The following is an 18,129-nucleotide window of genomic DNA, read 5'->3' on the forward strand; positions in this document are numbered from 1 at the left end:
ATGCGCTATGGGTTTTTTGCATAAAGTGGCCTGGCTCGGCGTGATGTTACTGGCCGGTTTCGGCCAGGCCAGCGCCGCCACGACCGCCAAGGATGACAGTCAGGCCGCCATCGCCTTGCTGGAAAAAGCCCTGGCCTACTACCACGACAACGGCGACAAGGCGTTCGCCGCGTTCAGCCGTCAGGGCGAGTTCGTCGACAAGGATCGCTACGTGTTCGTGCTCGACACCAAAGGCGTGATGCTCGCCAGCGGTGGGCCTTCAGCAGCGTTGATCGGCCGTGACGTGAGTGAGGTGCTTGGCCCGGATTTGCAGAAAACCTTCAAGGATGCGTTGAAGGTGCCGGAAGGCAATGGCATCCAGCAGGCCGAATACCGATGGCAGAACTGGTCGGATGGCAAGGTCGAGCGCAAGCACGTGTATTACCAACGCATCGGCCAGCGGATTCTGGCGGTGGGTTATTACTTACCGCGAGCGTCGGCGGAGCAAGCCAAAGCATTGCTCGACAAAGCGGCCAGCGATTTGGGCAAAGACGAGAAAGGCACACTGACCGCAATCAATTCGCTCAAGGGCGGCTATTTGCAGGATGACCTGTACGTGTTTGTGGTCGATCTGAACACCCAGCGTTACGTTGCCCACGGCACCAATCTGCGTTTGATCAACACCGACTTCGGCAAGGTCAAGGATCCGGAAGGCAAACCGGTGGGCGAACCGATTCTGGCGCTGATGGCCAAGCAGGATGAGGGTGAGTACGAATATCGCTGGAAAAACCCGGTGACCGGCAAGGTCGAGGACAAGCATGCTTATCTGAAGAAGGCCGGGCATTTCCTCGTGGCCGTCGGTTACTACAGCCCCTGAGCGAAATACTTACCCCTGTGGGAGCGAGCTTGCTCGCGAATGCGGCGTGTCATTCACGATGATGTCGTCTGACACACCGCTTTCGCGAGCAAGCTCGCTCCCACAGGGTTTTGTGGTGTTACGGTTATTTTGCGCCGTGCTCGCGACCGCGCAGCAGGTTGTTCGGCATCGCAATCGCTGCCGCCAGCCCGAGCAACGACACCGCCGCACTCACCCACAACAAATGCCGGAACGTCACCAGCAATTCCGCCCGCAAGGCGTCCTGCGCATCGCCCGGTGCGGCGTTCAGACCATCCAGCAGGACGTTACCCGAATGCCCTTCGCTCATCAGCGAACTGCTGGCCAGATGGGCGAAACTCGAGTCCTGCAACAGCGCAAGCAACAACGCCGACATCAACGCCACGCCCACCGCGCCGCCGAGGGAGCGAAACAGGTTGGTGGTGCTGGTGGCCACGCCGATGTCGCGTTGTTCCACCGAATTTTGTGTACCGACCAGCGAAGTCGGGAACTGCATGCCGCTGGAAATACCGCAGAGCAACATGAACAGTGCGCTGATCAGCGTCGCCTCCGGTGGGCTGAACGCCATACCGAGAATCGCGATCGGCATCAGCAGAGCGCCGGTCAGAATCTGCGGTTTGTAACGCCCGGTGATCGACGTGCGCCGGCCGGCGAAAAATGCACCAATCGGCAACCCCATCGCCAATGGCAACAAGTGCAAAGCGGCGCTGTCAGCTCCGGCACCGGTCACGGTCTGAAAGCGCAGCGGCATCAGCACAATCAGCGAAATCGCCTGGAAACTGGTAAAGAAAATCGTGCACCAGCAGAGCAGGGCGTTGCGATTGGCGAACAGGTGCATCGGCAGCAACGGTTCGCGAGCGCGGCGTTCGTGCCAGACAAACAGCCCCAGCACCACCACTGCACAAGCGAACAAGCCGAGCACTTCAGTGCTGCGCCACGAATGCCCTTGGCCGACTTGAGTGATGCCCAACAGCAGGGCGGTCAGGCCGATGATCATCAACAACGTGCCGAGGTAATCGATGATCGGTTTGCGCTGCGGAATCGGCAGGCCACGCAGATTGCGGCGGGCCACCCACCAGGCACCGAGGCCCAGTGGCAGGTTGATCAGAAATACCCAGCGCCACGACAGGTATTCGGTCATGTACCCGCCAAGCACCGGACCGGCAACGCTGGCCACCGCGTACATGCTGCTGAAGTAACCCTGATAACGCCCACGTTCACGCGGCGGCACGATGTCGCCGATGATCGCCTGACTCACCGAGATCATTCCGCCAGCGCCGATACCCTGAAGGATCCGCGCCAGCACCAGTTGCTCCATGCTCTGCGCCATGCCGCAAAACAACGAGGCAAGGGTGAACAGGCCCATGCCGAACAGCATCAGTTTGCGCCGCCCGTACAAGTCACCGAGCTTGCCGTAGATCGGCACGGCCACCGTCATCGCGACCATGTACCCGGAAATCACCCAGGCCAGCAGGCTGACATCCTTGAACTGCGCAGAGATGGCCGGCATCGACACGGCGACGATGGTTTGATCCAGCGCGCCGAGGAAGATCGCCATCATCAGCGCGACCAGCACGCTGCGAATGGCCGGTTTGGGCGTTTCGGGGTGATTGAGATTGGTCACGGGCGAGCCTGCGGGCAGTGATGAACCCGCGCGGCCATCGCGCGCGGGTGGATGCTCGTCAGTGTAAGTCGGTAGCAGGCTATTCGATAGCCTCATAAGGAAGTCCGACGTAATTTTCTGCAATGGTTTTTCGCCCTGCTTCTGAACTGACAAAGTAGTCCAGTTCCGAGGCGCTGATGCGCTGGCTGAAAGCGTCATGATCATCGAAGCGGTGCAGCATCGAGGTCATCCACCAGGAAAAGCGCTCGGCTTTCCACACGCGGCGCAGGCAGATTTCCGAGTATTTCTCCAGCAGATCGGTGCGGCCGTCGCGGTAAACTTTCAGCAGAATATTGAACAGCGTACTGACGTCGCTGGCGGCCAGATTCAAACCCTTGGCACCGGTCGGCGGAACGATGTGCGCGGCGTCGCCGACGAGAAACATCCGTCCGTACTGCATTGGCTCGACGACGAAACTGCGCAGCGGCGCGATGCTTTTTTCGATCGAAGGGCCGGTAACCAGTTTCCCGGCAAGCTCTACTGGCAGGCGATTTTTCAATTCATCCCAGAAGCGCTGATCGCTCCAGTCATCGACATTTTCATCCGCCGGCACTTGCAGGTAATAGCGGGTGCGGGTGGCCGAACGCATGCTGCACAAGGCAAAGCCGCGTTCATGACGGGCGTAGACCAACTCGTCATGCACCGGTGGCGTGTCGGCCAGAATGCCCAGCCAGCCAAACGGATAAACCCGCTCGAACACTTTCAGACTATCGGCCGGAATCGACTGCCGAGCGACGCCGTGGAAACCGTCGCAACCGGCGATGTAATCGCAATCGACGCGAACGGTTTCGCCGTCCTTTTCAAAGGTGACAAAAGCTTCGTCGCTTTTCATGCCATGCGGAACGACATGGCTTGCCTGGTAAATCGTCGGTGCACCAGCCTCCCGACGAGCGGCCATCAGGTCGCGGGTGACTTCGGTCTGGCCGTAGATCATCACGCTCTTGCCGCCGGTCAATGCGTGCAGATCGATGTGCACCTGACGCCCGTCCAGGGCCAGATCGAAACCGCCATGCACCAGTCCTTCGGCGTCCATGCGCTGACTCACGCCAGCCTGACGCAACAGCTCTACCATGCCTTGTTCAAGCACACCGGCGCGGATGCGCCCGAGGACATAATCCGGCGTCTGGCGTTCGAGGATGAGGGTGTCGATGCCAGCGTTGTGCAACAACTGGCCCAGGAGCAATCCGGACGGACCGGCGCCGATGATGGCGACTTGGGTTTTCAGCGTTTTCATTGTTTTTATGACTCGCAAGCTTCACGCGGCCAAGACCGGTGAATGATTTTTATGGATCGAGTGCTTGCATTTTTCCCTTGCGGGTCTGTCAATTGAAGGTGAAAACTGAGCCGATACCTGTACATTCTGCCAATCGGTGCGATTATCGCCCACAACCCCGAGGCCTGGATTGAAGTGATGAACAAGCCTGAGCTGCCTTCGATTCCAGTGTTCAAGCTCTACGGTGAAAGCCTGGACTGGCCGACCCCTGACTTGCTGCACTGTGAAACCATTTCCTCCCGCAGTCGCGAACACGAGTGGGAAATCAAACCCCACCGCCATGCTGATTTGTGCCAGTTACTCTTCGTCTTCAAAGGTCAGGCAGAGCTTGAGATCGAAGGGCAACGCACGCAACTCGACACCCCGGCCATTCAAGTGCTGCCACCGCTGTCGGTGCACGGCTTTCGTTTTTCCGAAGATGTCGAAGGGTTCATCGTTACCCTCGCCACACCGCTGATCAATCATTTGCAGGCGCAACTGGGCGATTCGGTACATGCGTTGGCCAGCGCGGAAAATTATCCGGCAAGCCAGGACGGCGATTACCTCAACAGCCTGTTTTCGGCGTTGCAGGCCGAATACAACGGCCATCAACCGGCGCGGGAAATGCTCATGCATTCGCTGGTCAGCGTGATCATGGTCTGGGTCAGTCGTCAGGCAATCGTGCGGCACAAAGCCAGTCAGCGCCCGCAACGTCAGCGCGAGTACCTCAATGGCTTTATTCAATTGGTCGAGGAGACTTATCGCCAGCACGTGAAGGTCGAAGACCTGGCCCATCGCTTGGGCATTTCGGTGTCGCACCTCAACGGCACCTGCCGTGAGCTGGCCGGGCAGCCGGCGTTGCAGATCATGCATGAACGTCAGTTACTGGAGGCCAAGCGCTTGCTCACCTATACCAGCATGACGATTTACGAGATGTCGGAGTTGTTGGGGTTTTCCGATCCGACCAACTTCACGCGGCTGTTCCGGCGCAGGGTGGGGATTTCACCAAAGGCCTTCCGCGACAGCCTGAAGGCCGATCAATAACTCACAGACACCACAAAACCCCTGTAGGAGTGAGCCTGCTCGCGATAGCGGTGTGTCAGTCAAACTTTATCTGAATGACACACCGCTATCGCGAGCAGGCTCACTCCTACAGTTGAATATCAGCGCAATGCGTTCAGCGTGGCATTGTGCGGAATGCAGCGCTCGAAGTTGCAGCTCGCATACTCGCGCGGCAGCTGTCGCAGCTGTTCGACCCGCCAGGCTGCGGTGCCGTACAGCGCCAGCGTGGCGGCGCAAGTAATGAAAATCGCGACGTACCTTCTTGTTTTGATGTTCATGGCGTGGACCTCTGAACGACATACCCTGCGGTATTACTTTCAGCATAGGTCAGCGGTGGGGAGTTGCCAGCGAGTGTGCTTGAGGATTTAACCGACCATTCAGCACGCTGATGGACCCTTTGTGGGAGCGAGCTTGCTCGCTCCCACAGTGGATTGGGTTTACAGGCCGATATCCCATTCGGGGCTTTCCGGAAATCTGAGCACCAGAAAATCCAGCATGCTGCGCAGCGCCGCCGGCATGTGTTTGCGTGAGGCGTACACCGCATAGATGTTCATTTGGCGTGGTTCGGCATGAGGCAGCAGGCGGACCAGTTCACCGCTGTGAATATGCACACCGGCCTGATACGTCGGCAGCATCGCCACCCCGGCGCCGGCCAGTGTTGCGCGCAATAATGTGCTGGCCTCGTTGGCGCTGATATTGCCCTGCACCGGTACTGAAACCGGTTCGCCATCCTCTTCGAAATGCCACAGGCTCTTGCCGAAATACGAGTGCGTCAGGCAGTTGTGTCGGCTCAGTTCCTCGACCCGCAACGGCGCCGGCTGTTCTTGCAGATAAGCCGGCGCGGCACACACCACCGAACGACAAACGGTCAGACGTCGGGCGATCAGATTCGGGTCGAGATCGTTACTGGTGCGAATCGCCAGATCGATACGCTCATCGACCAGATTCACCGTGCGATCGAGCATTTGCAGATCGATGCTCACACCGGGATAGCGTTTGACGTAAGCGGCCATCGCATCAGCCAGTTGCGCCTGGCCAAACGAGGTGCTGACGCTGATCCGCAGCAACCCGCGCGGGGCGTCGTGGGGTTCGCTGACGGCGGCTTGCATGTCCGTTGAGAGTTCGAGCATCTGTCGACAACGCGGCAGAATTTCACTGCCGGCGGCGGTCAGGCTCAACTTGCGCGTGGTGCGGTGCATCAGGCGTGCGCCGACCCAATCCTCCAGCTCTGCCAGATAACGTGAAACCACCGGCCGCGAAAGGTCCAGATGATCGGCTGCTGCCGACTGGCTACCCAGATCCACCACGGTGACAAACACCCGCATTGCTTGGAGACGATCCATGATTTGCCCGCTTTCAGAAACAAACTATGTTCAAGCATCGCATTTTTTGTACTGAGTCAGGCAACTAAGCTCTGTCCCATCGCCAAGCACGGCATTCGGACACCGGAGCAACAGATGATCGGCTTCACCACACTCAAACGGGTTCTGCTCGCCACCGCTTCCCTGGGTTTTGCCGCGCATGCCGCCGCTGCCAACCTGACCCTCGATGTCTACAACCCGGGAACAAACGCGATTTTCCCGGTGACCTCGGTGCTGGTCAGCGGCGAGAAAGACGCGATCCTCGTCGATGCGCAATTCGGCAAATCCCAGGCTGAACAAGTCGTGGAGAAGATTCGCGCCAGCGGCAAGCATCTGACCACCATCTACATCAGCCATGGCGACCCGGATTACTACTTCGGCCTCGACACCCTGACTCAGGCGTTCCCTGATGCCAAGGTGCTGGCTTCGCAGCCGACCGTCGACCACATCAATAAAACCGTCGCCGGCAAACTGGCCTTCTGGGGTCCGAAAATGGGCGCCGATGTGCCAGCGAAAACCATCGTGCCGGGCGTGCTCAAGGGCGACAGCCTGATGCTCGAAGGGCAGAAATTGCAGGTGGTCGGCCTCGACGGCAAACAGCCGGATCGCAGTTTCGTGTGGATTCCGGCGCTCAAAGCCGTGGTCGGTGGTGTGGTTGTCGCCGAGAACATCCATGTGTGGATGGCTGACACCCAGACCGCGCAATCCCACGCCGACTGGCTGCAAACCCTGCACTCGATCGAAACCCTCAAGCCGAACACCGTGGTGCCGGGTCATTACCTCGGCAACAGCAGCCGTTCGCTGGCCAGCGTGAAATTCACCGCCGACTACATTAAGGCTTTCGACGCGGAAACCGCCAAGGCCAAAGATTCCGCCGCACTGATCAACGCGATGAAAAAGCGCTACCCGACACTGGGTGAGGAAAGCTCGCTGGAGTTGAGTGCGAAAGTCGCCAAAGGCGAAATGCAGTGGTAAGCCGAATCTGAAAACGCAGCACTCTCAAGCCAACTGGAGAATGTCATGAGCAAGATCGCAATCATTGGTGCCACCGGCCGTGCCGGCAGCCAATTGCTGGAAGAAGCCCTGCGTCGTGGCCATAGCGTGACCGCTATCGCCCGCGACACCTCGAAGATCGGCACGCGTGCCGGTGTGGTCAGCAAGAATGTCGATGTGCTGGATGCCGCAGCGTTGCAAGACGCGGTGGCCGGTCACGATGTGGTGATCACCGCCGCGCATTTCGCCACCGTGCCAGCGGCGGCGATTGTCGGGCCGGTGAAGCAGGCCGGGGTGAAGCGTTTGCTGGTGGTCGGCGGTGCCGGTTCGCTGTTGCTGCCGGACGATACGCGAGTGATCGACAGCGCGGGTTTCCCGGCGGAGTACAAAGCCGAAGCCAGTGCGGGTGCGGCGTTTCTTGAGGCGTTGCGTCAGGAGCAGGATCTGGACTGGACCTTTCTGTCGCCGTCGGCAGAGTTTGTTGAAGGTGAGCGCACAGGAAGTTACCGCGTCGGCCAGGATCATCTGCTGGTGAGTGCCGAGGGGCGTAGCTGGATTACCTTTGCCGATTACGCGATTGCGCTGATCGACGAAGTGGAAACGCCGAAGCATTCGCGTCAGCGGTTTACTGTCGGGTATTGAATTAAATCTTTACCCTCACCCCAGCCCTCTCCCGGAGGGAGAGGGGGCCGACCGAGGTGTCTGGCGCTGTACATCGACCTGAAAAATCCAGTCGATTATGGATTCAAAACCAATCGTTCAGTTCGCTGAACCTCTTCAATATCCCCCGGTCAGTCCCCTCTCCCTCTGGGAGAGGGTTAGGGTGAGGGAAACAGCCTCACCGCAAATGCGCCTGCTCAACCAACCAGATCATCAATTCCTCAAGCGGCGGCGATGCCTCGATCCCCGGCGGCACCACCACGTAATACGCCAACCCCGTCCTCACCTTCAATTCAAACGGCATCACCAGCCGCCCCGCGCGCAAGTCATCGCCGATCAACGACCAGTCGCCAATCGCCACCCCCGTCCCGTGCGACGCCATCGACATCGCCTGATCCAGCGTTTCGAAATGCTGGCCGCTGCCGATGTTGTTCAGCCGCAGCTCAGCCGCGTTCAGCCACACCGACCAATCCTGAATATCGTGAGTGGGGTGCAGCAGCAGATGCTGTTGCAGATCTGCCGGTGAGTTCAGCGCTGGCGAGCCCTTAAGCAAAACCGGTGAACAGACCGGTGTCAGCTGCTCGTCGAACAGGTGCAGCGCGCCCGGCGAGTTGTCCGGCGGCGGGCCATAGATCACCGCGGCATCGAATTGCTCGCGCTGAAAGTCCACGCCGTGTTGCAACGAGGCGGTGAGTTTTACCGGTACGTCCGGGCGTTCTTTCTGCCATTGCAGCAAGCGCGGCAGCAGCCAGCGCATCACGCAACTGGGCGCCTTGAGTTGCAGGGTTTCGCGCTGCAGACCGATTTGCTCGGTCGCCTCGCTGATCAGGCCGAAGACTTTTTCCACACGGGATAGCCATTCACGTCCTTCGGCGGTCAGCGCCAGGCCACGGGCCAGACGGATGAACAGCGGATAACCGAGATGTGCTTCCAGCCCGGCGATCTGCCGGCTCACTGCGCCCTGGGTGATGTGCAACTGCTCGGCGGCGCGGGTGAAGTTGCAGCACTGCGCAGTGATCAGAAAGGTATGCAGGGCGGGCAGCGGAGGCAGGCGTTTCATGGGGATCCAAGGTATGACGTGAAGACATGGCTAGTATGACTTTTAATCGATTGTTGCCGCTACCTGCCGACCGTTCAATGAAGCCCATTCCACGGACCCTGTGGGAGCGAGCCTGCTCGCGAAAGCGGTTTCATATTCAACAAAGATGTTGGCTGATCCGACGCTTTCGCGAGCAGGCTCGCTCCCACATTGGTTCGGTGTCTTCAGCGAACAAGAAGGGCAATCGACATGGCGACGTGTGGCGAAGTACTGGTCAAGTTACTCGAAGGTTATGGGGTCGAGCAGGTGTTCGGCATACCCGGGGTGCATACCGTGGAGCTGTATCGCGGGCTGGCGCGTTCGAGCATTCGTCACGTCACCCCGAGGCATGAGCAGGGCGCCGGTTTCATGGCTGACGGCTATGCGCGCACCGCAGGTAAACCGGGAGTGTGCTTCATCATCACCGGCCCAGGCATGACCAACATCACCACGGCGATGGGCCAGGCTTATGCCGATTCGATCCCGATGCTGGTGATCTCCAGTGTGCAATCGCGCAGTCAGCTGGGCGGCGGGCGCGGCAAGCTGCATGAGTTACCGAACCAGAGCGCACTGGTCGCAGGTGTTGCGGCCTTCTCGCATACCTTGATGTCCGCCGCCGAATTGCCGGTGGTGCTGGCGCGTGCTTTTGCGTTGTTTCAGGCCGGCCGTCCACGTCCGGTGCACATCGAAATTCCGTTGGACGTGCTGGTCGAAAACGCCGATGAGTTGCTCGCCAGTGTGCCGGTCAATATCGACCGCGCCGGCGCTGCGCCAGCGGCCATCAAACGCATGAGCGAGCTTTTGGCTGAAGCCAGACGTCCGCTGATTCTGGCCGGTGGCGGTGCCATCGACGCAGCAGCGCAATTGACCTCACTTGCCGAGTTGCTCGACGCTCCGGTGGCGCTGACCATCAACGCCAAAGGCATGCTGCCGGGCAACCATCCGCTGCTGATCGGTTCGACCCAGACGCTGGTTGCCACCCGCGCGCTGGTCGCCGATGCCGATGTGGTGTTGGCCATCGGCACGGAGTTGGCCGAGACCGACTACGACGTCACTTTCGCTGGCGGTTTCGAGATTCCCGGCAAACTGCTACGCATCGATATCGACGCCGATCAGACCGTGCGCAACTACCCGCCGCACCTGGCATTGGTCGCCGACGCGCGCAACGCCGCGCAAGCGTTGCTTAACTCTCTGTCGCAGGAAAAACTCGGCGAACGCAGCAGCGATTGGGGCCAGGCCCGCGCCGACAAACTGCGCGCCGAACTGGCCGCAAGCTGGGATGCACCGACCCTCGCGCAAACCCGTTTCCTCGACACCGTACTCGATGAGTTGCCCAACGCCGTATTCGTCGGCGACTCGACGCAACCGGTGTACGCCGGAAATCTGACGTTCAACCCGGATCATCCGCGCCGCTGGTTCAACGCCTCGACCGGTTACGGCACCCTCGGTTACGCCTTGCCGGCAGCGATTGGTGCCTGGCTCGGTGGCCAACTCGACCAAGGTGCGCGCCCTGCGGTGGTGTGCCTGATCGGCGACGGCGGTCTGCAATTCACCCTGCCGGAACTGGCCAGCGCGGTTGAAGCGCGGGTGCCGGTGATCGTCCTGTTGTGGAATAACCAGGGCTACGAGGAGATCAAGAAATACATGGTCAACCGCGCCATCGAGCCGGTCGGCGTGGACATCTACACCCCGGATTTCGTCGCTGTGGCGAAGGGCCTCGGCTGTGCGGCTGAAGCCATCAGCAGTATCGAACAACTACGCACCGCGTTGCGTAGTGCAAGCGATCGTCAGGGCCCGACCCTGATTGAAATCGACCAGAGCCAATGGATGAAGGCGGTGGCGCAATGATCAGTTTCCCGACCACACTCGACGGTCTCTACATCAACGGCCAATGGTCGGCCGGCCGCGAACATCTGCGGGTGATCAACCCGTCCACCGAAGCGCTGCTGACCACGGTCAATGGCGGAGACGAGCACGCCGTCGACCAAGCCGTCGCTGCTGCCAGCGAAGCCTTCAAGAGCTGGTCGCTAACCAGTGGTGCCGAGCGCGGCGCAATCCTGCGCAACATCGCCAATGGTGTGCGCAACGGTCGCGAGCACTTGATGAAACTGCAGTCGAGCAACAACGGCAAACCGCAGTTCGAAGCGGCTATCGACGTCGATGACGTCATCGCAACCTTCGAGTATTACGCCGAACTCGCCGAAGGCCTCGACGCGAAACAGGACAGCAACGTGCCGCTGCCCAGCGATGATTTCAGTGCACGCCTGCGCCGCGAACCGTGCGGTGTGGTCGGGCTGATCGTGCCGTGGAATTTCCCCATGGTGACCACCGCGTGGAAACTCGCGCCAGCGTTGGCGGCGGGTTGCTGCGTGGTGCTCAAACCTTCGGAAGTGACACCGCTGCCGGAGCTGGAACTGGCGGCGATCATCGCAGAGTCGGGTCTGCCGAACGGCGTGTTCAATCTGGTTTGTGGCACCGGGCTGGCGGTGGGTGCGCCGTTGTCGGCGGATCCGCGCATCGCCAAGATTTCCTTTACCGGCAGCAATGCGGTCGGCGTGCAAGTGATGCAGCGCGCGGCGGAAACGGTTAAGGGCGTGAGCCTGGAGTTGGGCGGCAAATCTTCGCTGCTGGTGTTGGCGGATGCTGATCTCGATCTGGCGGTCGAGCTGGCTTGTGGCGGCGCGTTTTTCAATGCCGGGCAGATATGTTCGGCGACCAGTCGTGTGCTGGTTGCTGATGAACTGGAAGAGGAATTCCTCCGTCGCTTGCAGAAACGTGCGCAGACCATTCGTGTAGCCGATCCGTTCGATGCGGAGGTGGAAATGGGCGCGCTGGTCAATCAGGCGCAGTACCAGCGAGTGCTTGGGCATATCGATCGTGGACTCAGCGCGGGTGCGCGATTGATCTGCGGCGGTAATCGGCCAGCGGATCTGACGCGCGGCTACTTTCTGCAGCCAACCGTGTTCACCGACGTACCGCTGGACAGCGCGCTGTGGTGTGAAGAAATTTTCGGGCCGGTGTTGTGTGTGCGCGGTTTCGCCACTGAAGCGCAGGCGATTGCCTTGGCCAATGACACGCCGTTTGGTTTGGTCGCGAGTGTGGTGACGAGCGATGCCGCTGCGGCGGACCGCGTGGCCAATGCCTTGCAGGCCGGGATGGTGTGGATCAATGCACCGCAGGTGATTTTCCCGCAGGCGGCGTGGGGCGGGTACAAGCAGAGCAGTATTGGCCGCGAGTTGGGGCCATGGGGGTTGGCGGCGTTTCAGGAGCTCAAGCATGTGATTCGGGCGGTGTAAAAGCCGACCCTCACCCCAGCCCTCTCCCAGAGGGAGAGGGAGCCGACCGAGGTGTCTGGTGTTGTCCATCGACCTGAGAAATCGAGTCGATTATGGATTCAGTGAAGCATTTTCAGGTCGGTGTATTTCCTGAATATCCCCCAATCAGTCCCCTCTCCCTCAGGGAGAGGGGTAGGGTGAGGGGCTTCTAAAAGGTCACACCGAAAGTCGCAACCGCGCCAGATCCCTTAACGGCGGCGCACCAAAAAGCCGGCTGTACTCACGGCTGAATTGCGACGGACTTTCATACCCCACGCGATACCCCGCCGCCGACGCTTCTAACCCTTCAGCCAGCATCAACCGCCGCGCTTCCTGCAAGCGCAACTGCTTCTGATATTGCAACGGACTCATCGCCGTCATCGCCTTAAACCGGTGATGCAACGTCGACACACTCAAATTCACTTCCTTGGCCAGATCATCAATGCGCAACGGCTGTTCAAAGTTGCCGTTCAACCATTTGATCGCCTGACTGATGCGATGACTCTGACTGTTGGCAATCGCGATTTCATACAAGCGATGCCCCTGTGGACTGCGCAGCAGACGATAGAGAATCTCCCGGCGAATCAGTGGCGCAAGCATGGCGATGTCTTTCGGCGCATCGAGCAAACGTGCCAGACGCAGCACGGCATCAAGCATTGAACTGTCGATCTGCTCGACATACAAACCACGCCCGGTCGGCCGGGTCGGTACGCCCATCGGGCCGGCATCGGCAATCAGTGCGGTGATTTCTGTCGGGTCGATGTCCAGGCGCACGGCGAGGATCGGGTCCTCCGGCGACACGTTGACCACGCGACCGCTCAGCGGCATCGAAACCGACACCACCAGATAATTCAGCGGGTCGTAATTGAAGTACTCATCGGCCAGCCGCACCTCTTTACGCCCCTGCGCCATGATGCACAGCGCCGGTTGCGCGAGCACCGGCGCGAAGTCATGGGACTGAGTGTGGCGCGACATGAACAGCGAGCCGATGGCGGTCTCGTAGCTGCCATCGTCGGTGGTGTTGCGGCGGATGATCGCCGCCAGTTCCGCGCGCTGTTTTTCCATGTCAGCGCTGGGTTCGGCTTGAAAACGATCGAATGACGTCATGCACGGCATCCTCGGCAGGGGAGGTGGAATGAAGCAGAGCATATGTTTGTGCAAGCGCCAGCGGTAGACACATCCTGCGAAATGCTTGCCTGATTCTGCCCCGGGGTGTTCCCGCGCCTGTCGCGATCCAACCCTGTAGGAGCTGCCGAAGGCTGCGATCTGTTGATCTTGAAGGCGAAATCAAAAGATCGCAGCCTTCGGCAGCTCCTACACAAAACGCGTATGACAACCGTGTGATGCAGTTTTACAGGTTGTTACAGGTTCTGGATTCAGTCTCGCAGGATTGTGCAACGCGGCGGCAGGAATCGACTAACGGCGTCAGGCGTACGGCCCTTAACCTTTGATCCTGTCGCAGCCCGTCCCCCGGCTGCCACGCGACTCCCTGGGAGGGTTGAACATGTCCAAGCAGATTCCCGTCAGTCATATGGCCTTCGTTCGAGCGCGCGCCGGGCGTTCGGCGGAACTCGGTGTACGCCTCAGCGCGTTGATCGATCCGTCCCGCGCCGCCCCCGGTTGCCTGAGCTTTGCCTTGCAGCATTCGCAGTGTGATCCCGAGTTGTGGCTGGTCTGCGGGTTCTGGAGCAGCCAGCAAATGATGACCAACTATTTCAACAGCCCGGCGATGGAAATCTTCGCCGAGCTGGTGCAGGAGCTGGTGGTCAACAGCCTCGACTTCCACACCTTCAAGGACGTGTCGGCGGCGCAAGCCCTCGGTCAATGTCCGGCGCCGGTACACAAACTCGTCGGTTGAGGGTTTAATGTCCGGCTTATCTGTCTGAGCCGGGATATGTGACATGGCACGTAAAGAGTTCGAACACTTCGAAGCAGTTTCCGCAGTCGTCCCCGTCGAGTTGGGCGGCAACAAGGGCTATCACGCGGCAATCGCGGTCAAGGCCCTGGTCGATGGCGGTGCACCACGCTTTCACAAACTGCTGAATGATCAGGTCTTTCCCGGCGCCATCGCTGCCGACGAGGCTGCCATCAACGAGCTGGATAACCTCAAAGGTGTCACTGATGACGCCGAGTTGATCTGGTAACGCGTTACTTGTTTGCGCCCGGACGCCACATCTTGAACAGGGCCTCAGGCCCCAGCTGGAAATAGTCCGCCGGCCCGCCGCCGCGCAGAATCGGTTCTGCCGCGGCGGTGTCGTAGATGCCGTCCTTCAACAGCCACTTGGCGATGTGCACGGCGACCACTTCGCCGAGGACCAGCCAGCTCGGCACCGTCTCGCCATCGGCGCGCTGCAACTGAATGATCTGCGTGACCTTGCACTCGAAGGACACCGGGCTTTCGGCCACGCGCGGCACCGAAATCACTTTCGACGCGACCGTCGTCAATCCCGCCAATTCGAATTCATTGACCTCAGGCGCGACCATCGCGCAGCTCTGGTTCATCTGTTCGGCCAGCGGGCGGGTGGCGAGGTTCCAGACGAATTCGCCGGTCTGCTCGATGTTGTTCAGGCTGTCTTTGCGCCCGACGCTGGAGAAACCAATGATCGGCGGAATGTAGTTGAAGGCGTTGAAGAAACTGTACGGCGCCAGGTTCAACTGGCCGTGGGCATCCTGTGAGGAAATCCAGCCGATCGGGCGTGGGCCGACGATGGCGTTGAACGGATCGTGGGGCAGGCCGTGGCCGTTGGCGGGTTCGTAGAAATGGATGTCATCGGGCATGGCGGGGGGATCCTGGGGGACGTCGTTAAGCGCTCAATAGTGCAAGCCTGACGCGGCAATTTCCAGTCGAACGATCATTTTCCAAACCCTGAAATCCCCCTGTGGGATCTCGGTGAATTCTGAATTTGTGTTCGCCCAGAAATGACTAAGCCCGGCCGAAGCCGGGCTGTGCGCTTTACAGCGAGGATTAGCTGATTGCAGCCGATTGAGTGCGGTCGTAACCGTCGGCAGCGAAAGTCGCGGAGCCGGTACGGTCGTAGCCATCTTCAGCGAAAGTCGCGGAGCCGGTACGGTCGTAGCCATCTTCAGCGACAGCAGCAGAACCGGTGCGGTCATAACCATCAGCAGCAACGGCGGAACCGGTGCGGTCATAGCCGTCGGCGGCGAAGGTGTTGGCAGCCAATACGGACAGGGCGAAGGCAAGGATCAGTTTGGTTTTCATGTTCTTTACTCCAGATTTGTTGGCGGGTGTGTCTTGCATGTGTTCAATGCTACGCCAACTAAATTGATTAAAAAGCGCAAAATAATGCTAAAAAAAATCGATTAACTTGATATTAAGAGCGGCGCGTTGAATTCGCTTTCGTCGTCGGAGCGAGCGTTGCGCAGGTCATCGATCAGGTGGTTGCAGAATGAGGGGGCAGCATTAATTAGCGATTAATCGCTGTTTTGCGCTGTGTGACAGATTTTTCATACTTTGCCGACCGCTTTTTCACCGCCGCAACGCCAGTCTGCCCGAGGCCAGAAAACCAAGAACCGGCCGTCACACACTGGAGCTTCCCCGCGATGAATAAACTGCCTCAAATCACCCTGGCCTTCTGGGTCATGAAAATCTGCGCGACGACCCTAGGGGAAACCGCGGGGGATTTGCTGTCGATGACCCTCAACGTCGGCTACGCCATGAGTTCGCTGATTCTGATCAGCGTGTTTGTGCTGACGCTGATCACGCAGTTGATGGCCAAGACTTACAAGCCTTTGCTGTACTGGCTGGTGATCCTGTCGACCAGCACCGCCGGCACAACCATGTCGGACTTCATGGATCGCACCCTCGGTCTGGGTTACGCCACCGGCTCGATGATCCTTATCGCGATCCTGCTGGCGATCTTTGCCGCGTGGCGCCTGAGCGGTGACTCGCTCAACGTCAGCAAGGTGCAGACCTTTCGTGGCGAGATGTTCTACTGGATGGCGATTCTGTTCTCCAACACCCTCGGCACCGCGCTGGGCGACTACCTTGCCGACGATTCAGGGCTGGGTTTTGCCGGTGGCGCGCTGCTGATTGGCTCGACCATCGCCGCAGTCGTGCTGCTGAAATACTTCACAAAGATTTCGACGGTGGTGTTGTTCTGGGTGGCATTCGTCCTGACCCGGCCGTTCGGCGCGACGTTGGGCGACTTGATGACCAAGCCCCATGAGAAGGGTGGACTGGACTTCGGCACCATCGGTTCGTCGGCGGTGCTGGCGGGGATTCTGCTGGTGATGATTGTCGGGGCTTCGTATGCGCAGAAGCGCTATGGCAGACAGCAAGTTGCCGAGTTGACTTGATACCGGGTCGCCCTCATTCGCGAGCAAGCTCGCTCCCACAGAGGATTTGTGTCGATCACAGATCCAATGTGGGAGCGAGCTTGCTCGCGAAGGGGCCCTCACAGCCACCATTGCAGTGGCTGTGAAAACCCGATCAGTCAGTCACGATCCGCGAATGCTTCTGGGTGTCCTTCATGGTGATATACACCAGCAACGACACCGCGATGCACGCGGTCACATACCAGTAGTAGCCGGTTTCCATGCCGATGCTCTTGAACCACAGCGCGATGTATTCGGCGGTGCCGCCGAAGATCGACACGGTCAGTGCGTACGGCAGGCCGACGCCCAGCGCGCGGATTTCGGTCGGGAACAATTCGGCTTTTACCACCGCGTTGATCGAGGTGTAGCCGCTGACGATGATCAGCGCCGCCATGATCAGGAAGAACGCGCCCCACCAGGTCTGAATGGTGTGCAGGGTCATCAGGATCGGCACAGTGAAGATCGTCCCCAGCACGCCGAAGGCAATCAGGATCGGGCGACGGCCGATCTTGTCCGACAGGCCGCCGATGATCGGTTGCAGGCACATGAACAGGAACAGCGTGGCGGCAGAAATGGTGGTCGAGTCGGAAATGCTCATGCCGACGGTGTTCACCAGGTATTTCTGCATGTAAGTGGTGTAGGTGTAGAACGCCAGGGTGCCGCCCATGGTCAGGCCGACCACGGTCAACAACTCTTTGGGGTGGCGCATCAAGGTGCGCATGGCGCTTTCCTTGGACTTTTCTTTCTTGGTGAACGACTCGGTTTCTTCCATGCCGCGACGCAGGTACAGGGCCACGACCGCACACAGCGCGCCGATGGCGAACGGAATGCGCCAGCCCCACGCGTACAGCTGTTCAGTGGTCAGCACGTTCTGCAGCACGATCAGTACGCCCAGCGCGATGAGTTGACCGGAGATCAGGGTCACGTACTGGAAGCTGGAGAAGAAGCCGCGACGTTCCTTGGTCGCCATTTCCGACAAATAGGTCGCCGAGGTGCCGTATTCGCCACCGACCGACAGGCCTTGCAGCAGGCGGGCGAACACCAGCAGGATCGGCGCGCCGATGCCGATGGTTTCGTAGTTCGGGCTGAGGGCGATCAGCAGCGAGCCGAAGCACATCAGGTAGACCGACGCCATCAGGGCTTTTTTACGTCCGACCTTGTCGGCGTACATGCCCATCAGCCAGCCACCGATCGGACGCATCAGAAAGCCGACGGCGAAAATCGCTGCGGTGTTCATCAGTTGGGCGGTGGTGGAACCGGCAGGGAAAAAGGTTTTCGCGAAGTACAGGGAGAAGGCGGCATACACGTACCAGTCGTACCACTCGACCATGTTGCCGACGGAGCCGCTGAAGATCGATTTGATCCGGCTGGCGGTGGTTCGTTCTTTGGCGGGCACGGCAGCCGACCCAAGAGGCAGGGCGTTGGAGTTATCCATTGAAGGATCCTTCGTTTAATTGTTTTTGTGGAGCGCGTCGGAACGCAGCCTGCGAGGGCTATAGCAGAAGGTGTGCCAACGGGGGGAGGGCCGGTTTAGAGG

General features: G+C 59.6%; 18 protein-coding genes. 9 read left to right on the forward strand and 9 right to left on the reverse strand.

All coding sequences use genetic code 11. From position 1 onward, the window contains the following. The first annotated feature begins 7 nt into the window (after positions 1–7). Positions 8–856 carry a cache domain-containing protein gene (locus GTU76_RS20665; RefSeq protein ID WP_016986689.1) on the forward strand — a complete coding sequence of 283 codons (849 nt, stop codon included), beginning with the start codon at positions 8–10 and terminating at the stop codon, positions 854–856. Positions 857–980: 124 nt separating this feature from the next. Here GTU76_RS20665 and GTU76_RS20670 read toward each other — a convergent pair whose 3' ends face one another. Continuing rightward, positions 981–2,498, reverse strand: a complete 1,518-nt coding sequence (locus GTU76_RS20670) for a DHA2 family efflux MFS transporter permease subunit (RefSeq protein ID WP_016986690.1) — start codon at positions 2,496–2,498, stop codon at positions 981–983. Between the two features lie 79 nt (positions 2,499–2,577). After that, positions 2,578–3,762 (reverse strand): 4-hydroxybenzoate 3-monooxygenase, encoded by a 1,185-nt coding sequence (gene pobA, locus GTU76_RS20675; RefSeq protein ID WP_425503653.1) that lies wholly within the window; start codon positions 3,760–3,762, stop codon positions 2,578–2,580. Positions 3,763–3,948: 186 nt separating this feature from the next. Here pobA and GTU76_RS20680 point away from each other — a divergent pair, with 186 nt between their 5' ends. Continuing rightward, positions 3,949–4,833: a helix-turn-helix domain-containing protein gene (locus GTU76_RS20680; RefSeq protein ID WP_016986692.1), complete on the forward strand. Its 885-nt coding sequence runs from the start codon at positions 3,949–3,951 to the stop codon at positions 4,831–4,833. A gap of 119 nt (positions 4,834–4,952) precedes the next feature. Here GTU76_RS20680 and GTU76_RS20685 read toward each other — a convergent pair whose 3' ends face one another. Together GTU76_RS20685 and GTU76_RS20690 are read right to left on the reverse strand one after the other, a co-directional pair. Then, entirely contained in the window at positions 4,953–5,129 is a 177-nt protein-coding gene (locus GTU76_RS20685) for a hypothetical protein (RefSeq protein ID WP_007912636.1), read from the reverse strand. A gap of 159 nt (positions 5,130–5,288) precedes the next feature. After that, positions 5,289–6,194: a LysR family transcriptional regulator gene (locus GTU76_RS20690; RefSeq protein ID WP_218586341.1), complete on the reverse strand. Its 906-nt coding sequence runs from the start codon at positions 6,192–6,194 to the stop codon at positions 5,289–5,291. 114 nt (positions 6,195–6,308) lie between these two features. Between GTU76_RS20690 and GTU76_RS20695 the strand changes: the two genes are divergently transcribed. Beyond that, a complete protein-coding gene (locus GTU76_RS20695) occupies positions 6,309–7,187 on the forward strand; it encodes an MBL fold metallo-hydrolase (RefSeq protein ID WP_180699462.1) in 879 nt (292 codons plus the stop codon). 45 nt (positions 7,188–7,232) lie between these two features. Continuing rightward, on the forward strand, positions 7,233–7,847 hold the full coding sequence (locus GTU76_RS20700) for an NAD(P)-dependent oxidoreductase (RefSeq protein WP_180699463.1): 615 nt from the start codon (positions 7,233–7,235) through the stop codon (positions 7,845–7,847). 196 nt (positions 7,848–8,043) lie between these two features. On the opposite strand, the gene GTU76_RS20705 is transcribed toward GTU76_RS20700, so the two are convergent. Beyond that, positions 8,044–8,925, reverse strand: a complete 882-nt coding sequence (locus tag GTU76_RS20705) for a LysR substrate-binding domain-containing protein (RefSeq protein ID WP_016986696.1) — start codon at positions 8,923–8,925, stop codon at positions 8,044–8,046. A 228-nt stretch (positions 8,926–9,153) separates the two neighbouring features. Here GTU76_RS20705 and GTU76_RS20710 point away from each other — a divergent pair, with 228 nt between their 5' ends. Together GTU76_RS20710 and GTU76_RS20715 are read left to right on the forward strand one after the other, a co-directional pair. Next, complete coding sequence (locus GTU76_RS20710; protein WP_180699464.1) at positions 9,154–10,791, forward strand: 5-guanidino-2-oxopentanoate decarboxylase; 1,638 nt, start codon at positions 9,154–9,156, stop codon at positions 10,789–10,791. After that, entirely contained in the window at positions 10,791–12,239 is a 1,449-nt protein-coding gene (locus tag GTU76_RS20715; protein WP_180699466.1) for an aldehyde dehydrogenase family protein, read from the forward strand. Before GTU76_RS20710 ends, GTU76_RS20715 begins: the two co-directional genes overlap by 1 nt. Before the next feature lie 195 nt (positions 12,240–12,434). Here the strand turns inward: GTU76_RS20715 and GTU76_RS20720 are convergent, their stop codons facing one another. Beyond that, positions 12,435–13,364 (reverse strand): AraC family transcriptional regulator, encoded by a 930-nt coding sequence (locus GTU76_RS20720; RefSeq protein WP_016985290.1) that lies wholly within the window; start codon positions 13,362–13,364, stop codon positions 12,435–12,437. A gap of 397 nt (positions 13,365–13,761) precedes the next feature. Between GTU76_RS20720 and GTU76_RS20725 the strand changes: the two genes are divergently transcribed. Continuing rightward, positions 13,762–14,115, forward strand: a complete 354-nt coding sequence (locus tag GTU76_RS20725; protein ID WP_016985291.1) for a putative quinol monooxygenase — start codon at positions 13,762–13,764, stop codon at positions 14,113–14,115. A gap of 43 nt (positions 14,116–14,158) precedes the next feature. Then, entirely contained in the window at positions 14,159–14,401 is a 243-nt protein-coding gene (locus GTU76_RS20730) for a hypothetical protein (protein ID WP_016985292.1), read from the forward strand. A 4-nt stretch (positions 14,402–14,405) separates the two neighbouring features. Here the strand turns inward: GTU76_RS20730 and GTU76_RS20735 are convergent, their stop codons facing one another. Further along, positions 14,406–15,035, reverse strand: coding sequence for a flavin reductase family protein (locus GTU76_RS20735; RefSeq protein ID WP_016985293.1), 630 nt, complete (start codon positions 15,033–15,035; stop codon positions 14,406–14,408). Positions 15,036–15,222: 187 nt separating this feature from the next. Then, complete coding sequence (locus GTU76_RS20740) at positions 15,223–15,477, reverse strand: hypothetical protein (protein WP_016985294.1); 255 nt, start codon at positions 15,475–15,477, stop codon at positions 15,223–15,225. A gap of 341 nt (positions 15,478–15,818) precedes the next feature. On the opposite strand from GTU76_RS20740, the gene GTU76_RS20745 reads away from it, so the two are divergent. Further along, on the forward strand, positions 15,819–16,574 hold the full coding sequence (locus GTU76_RS20745) for a COG4705 family protein (RefSeq protein WP_016985295.1): 756 nt from the start codon (positions 15,819–15,821) through the stop codon (positions 16,572–16,574). A 133-nt stretch (positions 16,575–16,707) separates the two neighbouring features. Here the strand turns inward: GTU76_RS20745 and GTU76_RS20750 are convergent, their stop codons facing one another. Further along, positions 16,708–18,027, reverse strand: a complete 1,320-nt coding sequence (locus GTU76_RS20750) for an MFS transporter (RefSeq protein ID WP_007912608.1) — start codon at positions 18,025–18,027, stop codon at positions 16,708–16,710. Between the last annotated feature and the right edge of the window lie 102 nt (positions 18,028–18,129).

Origin of the sequence: Pseudomonas crudilactis (genome assembly GCF_013433315.1) — a bacterium.
Classification (GTDB): domain Bacteria; phylum Pseudomonadota; class Gammaproteobacteria; order Pseudomonadales; family Pseudomonadaceae; genus Aquipseudomonas; species Aquipseudomonas crudilactis.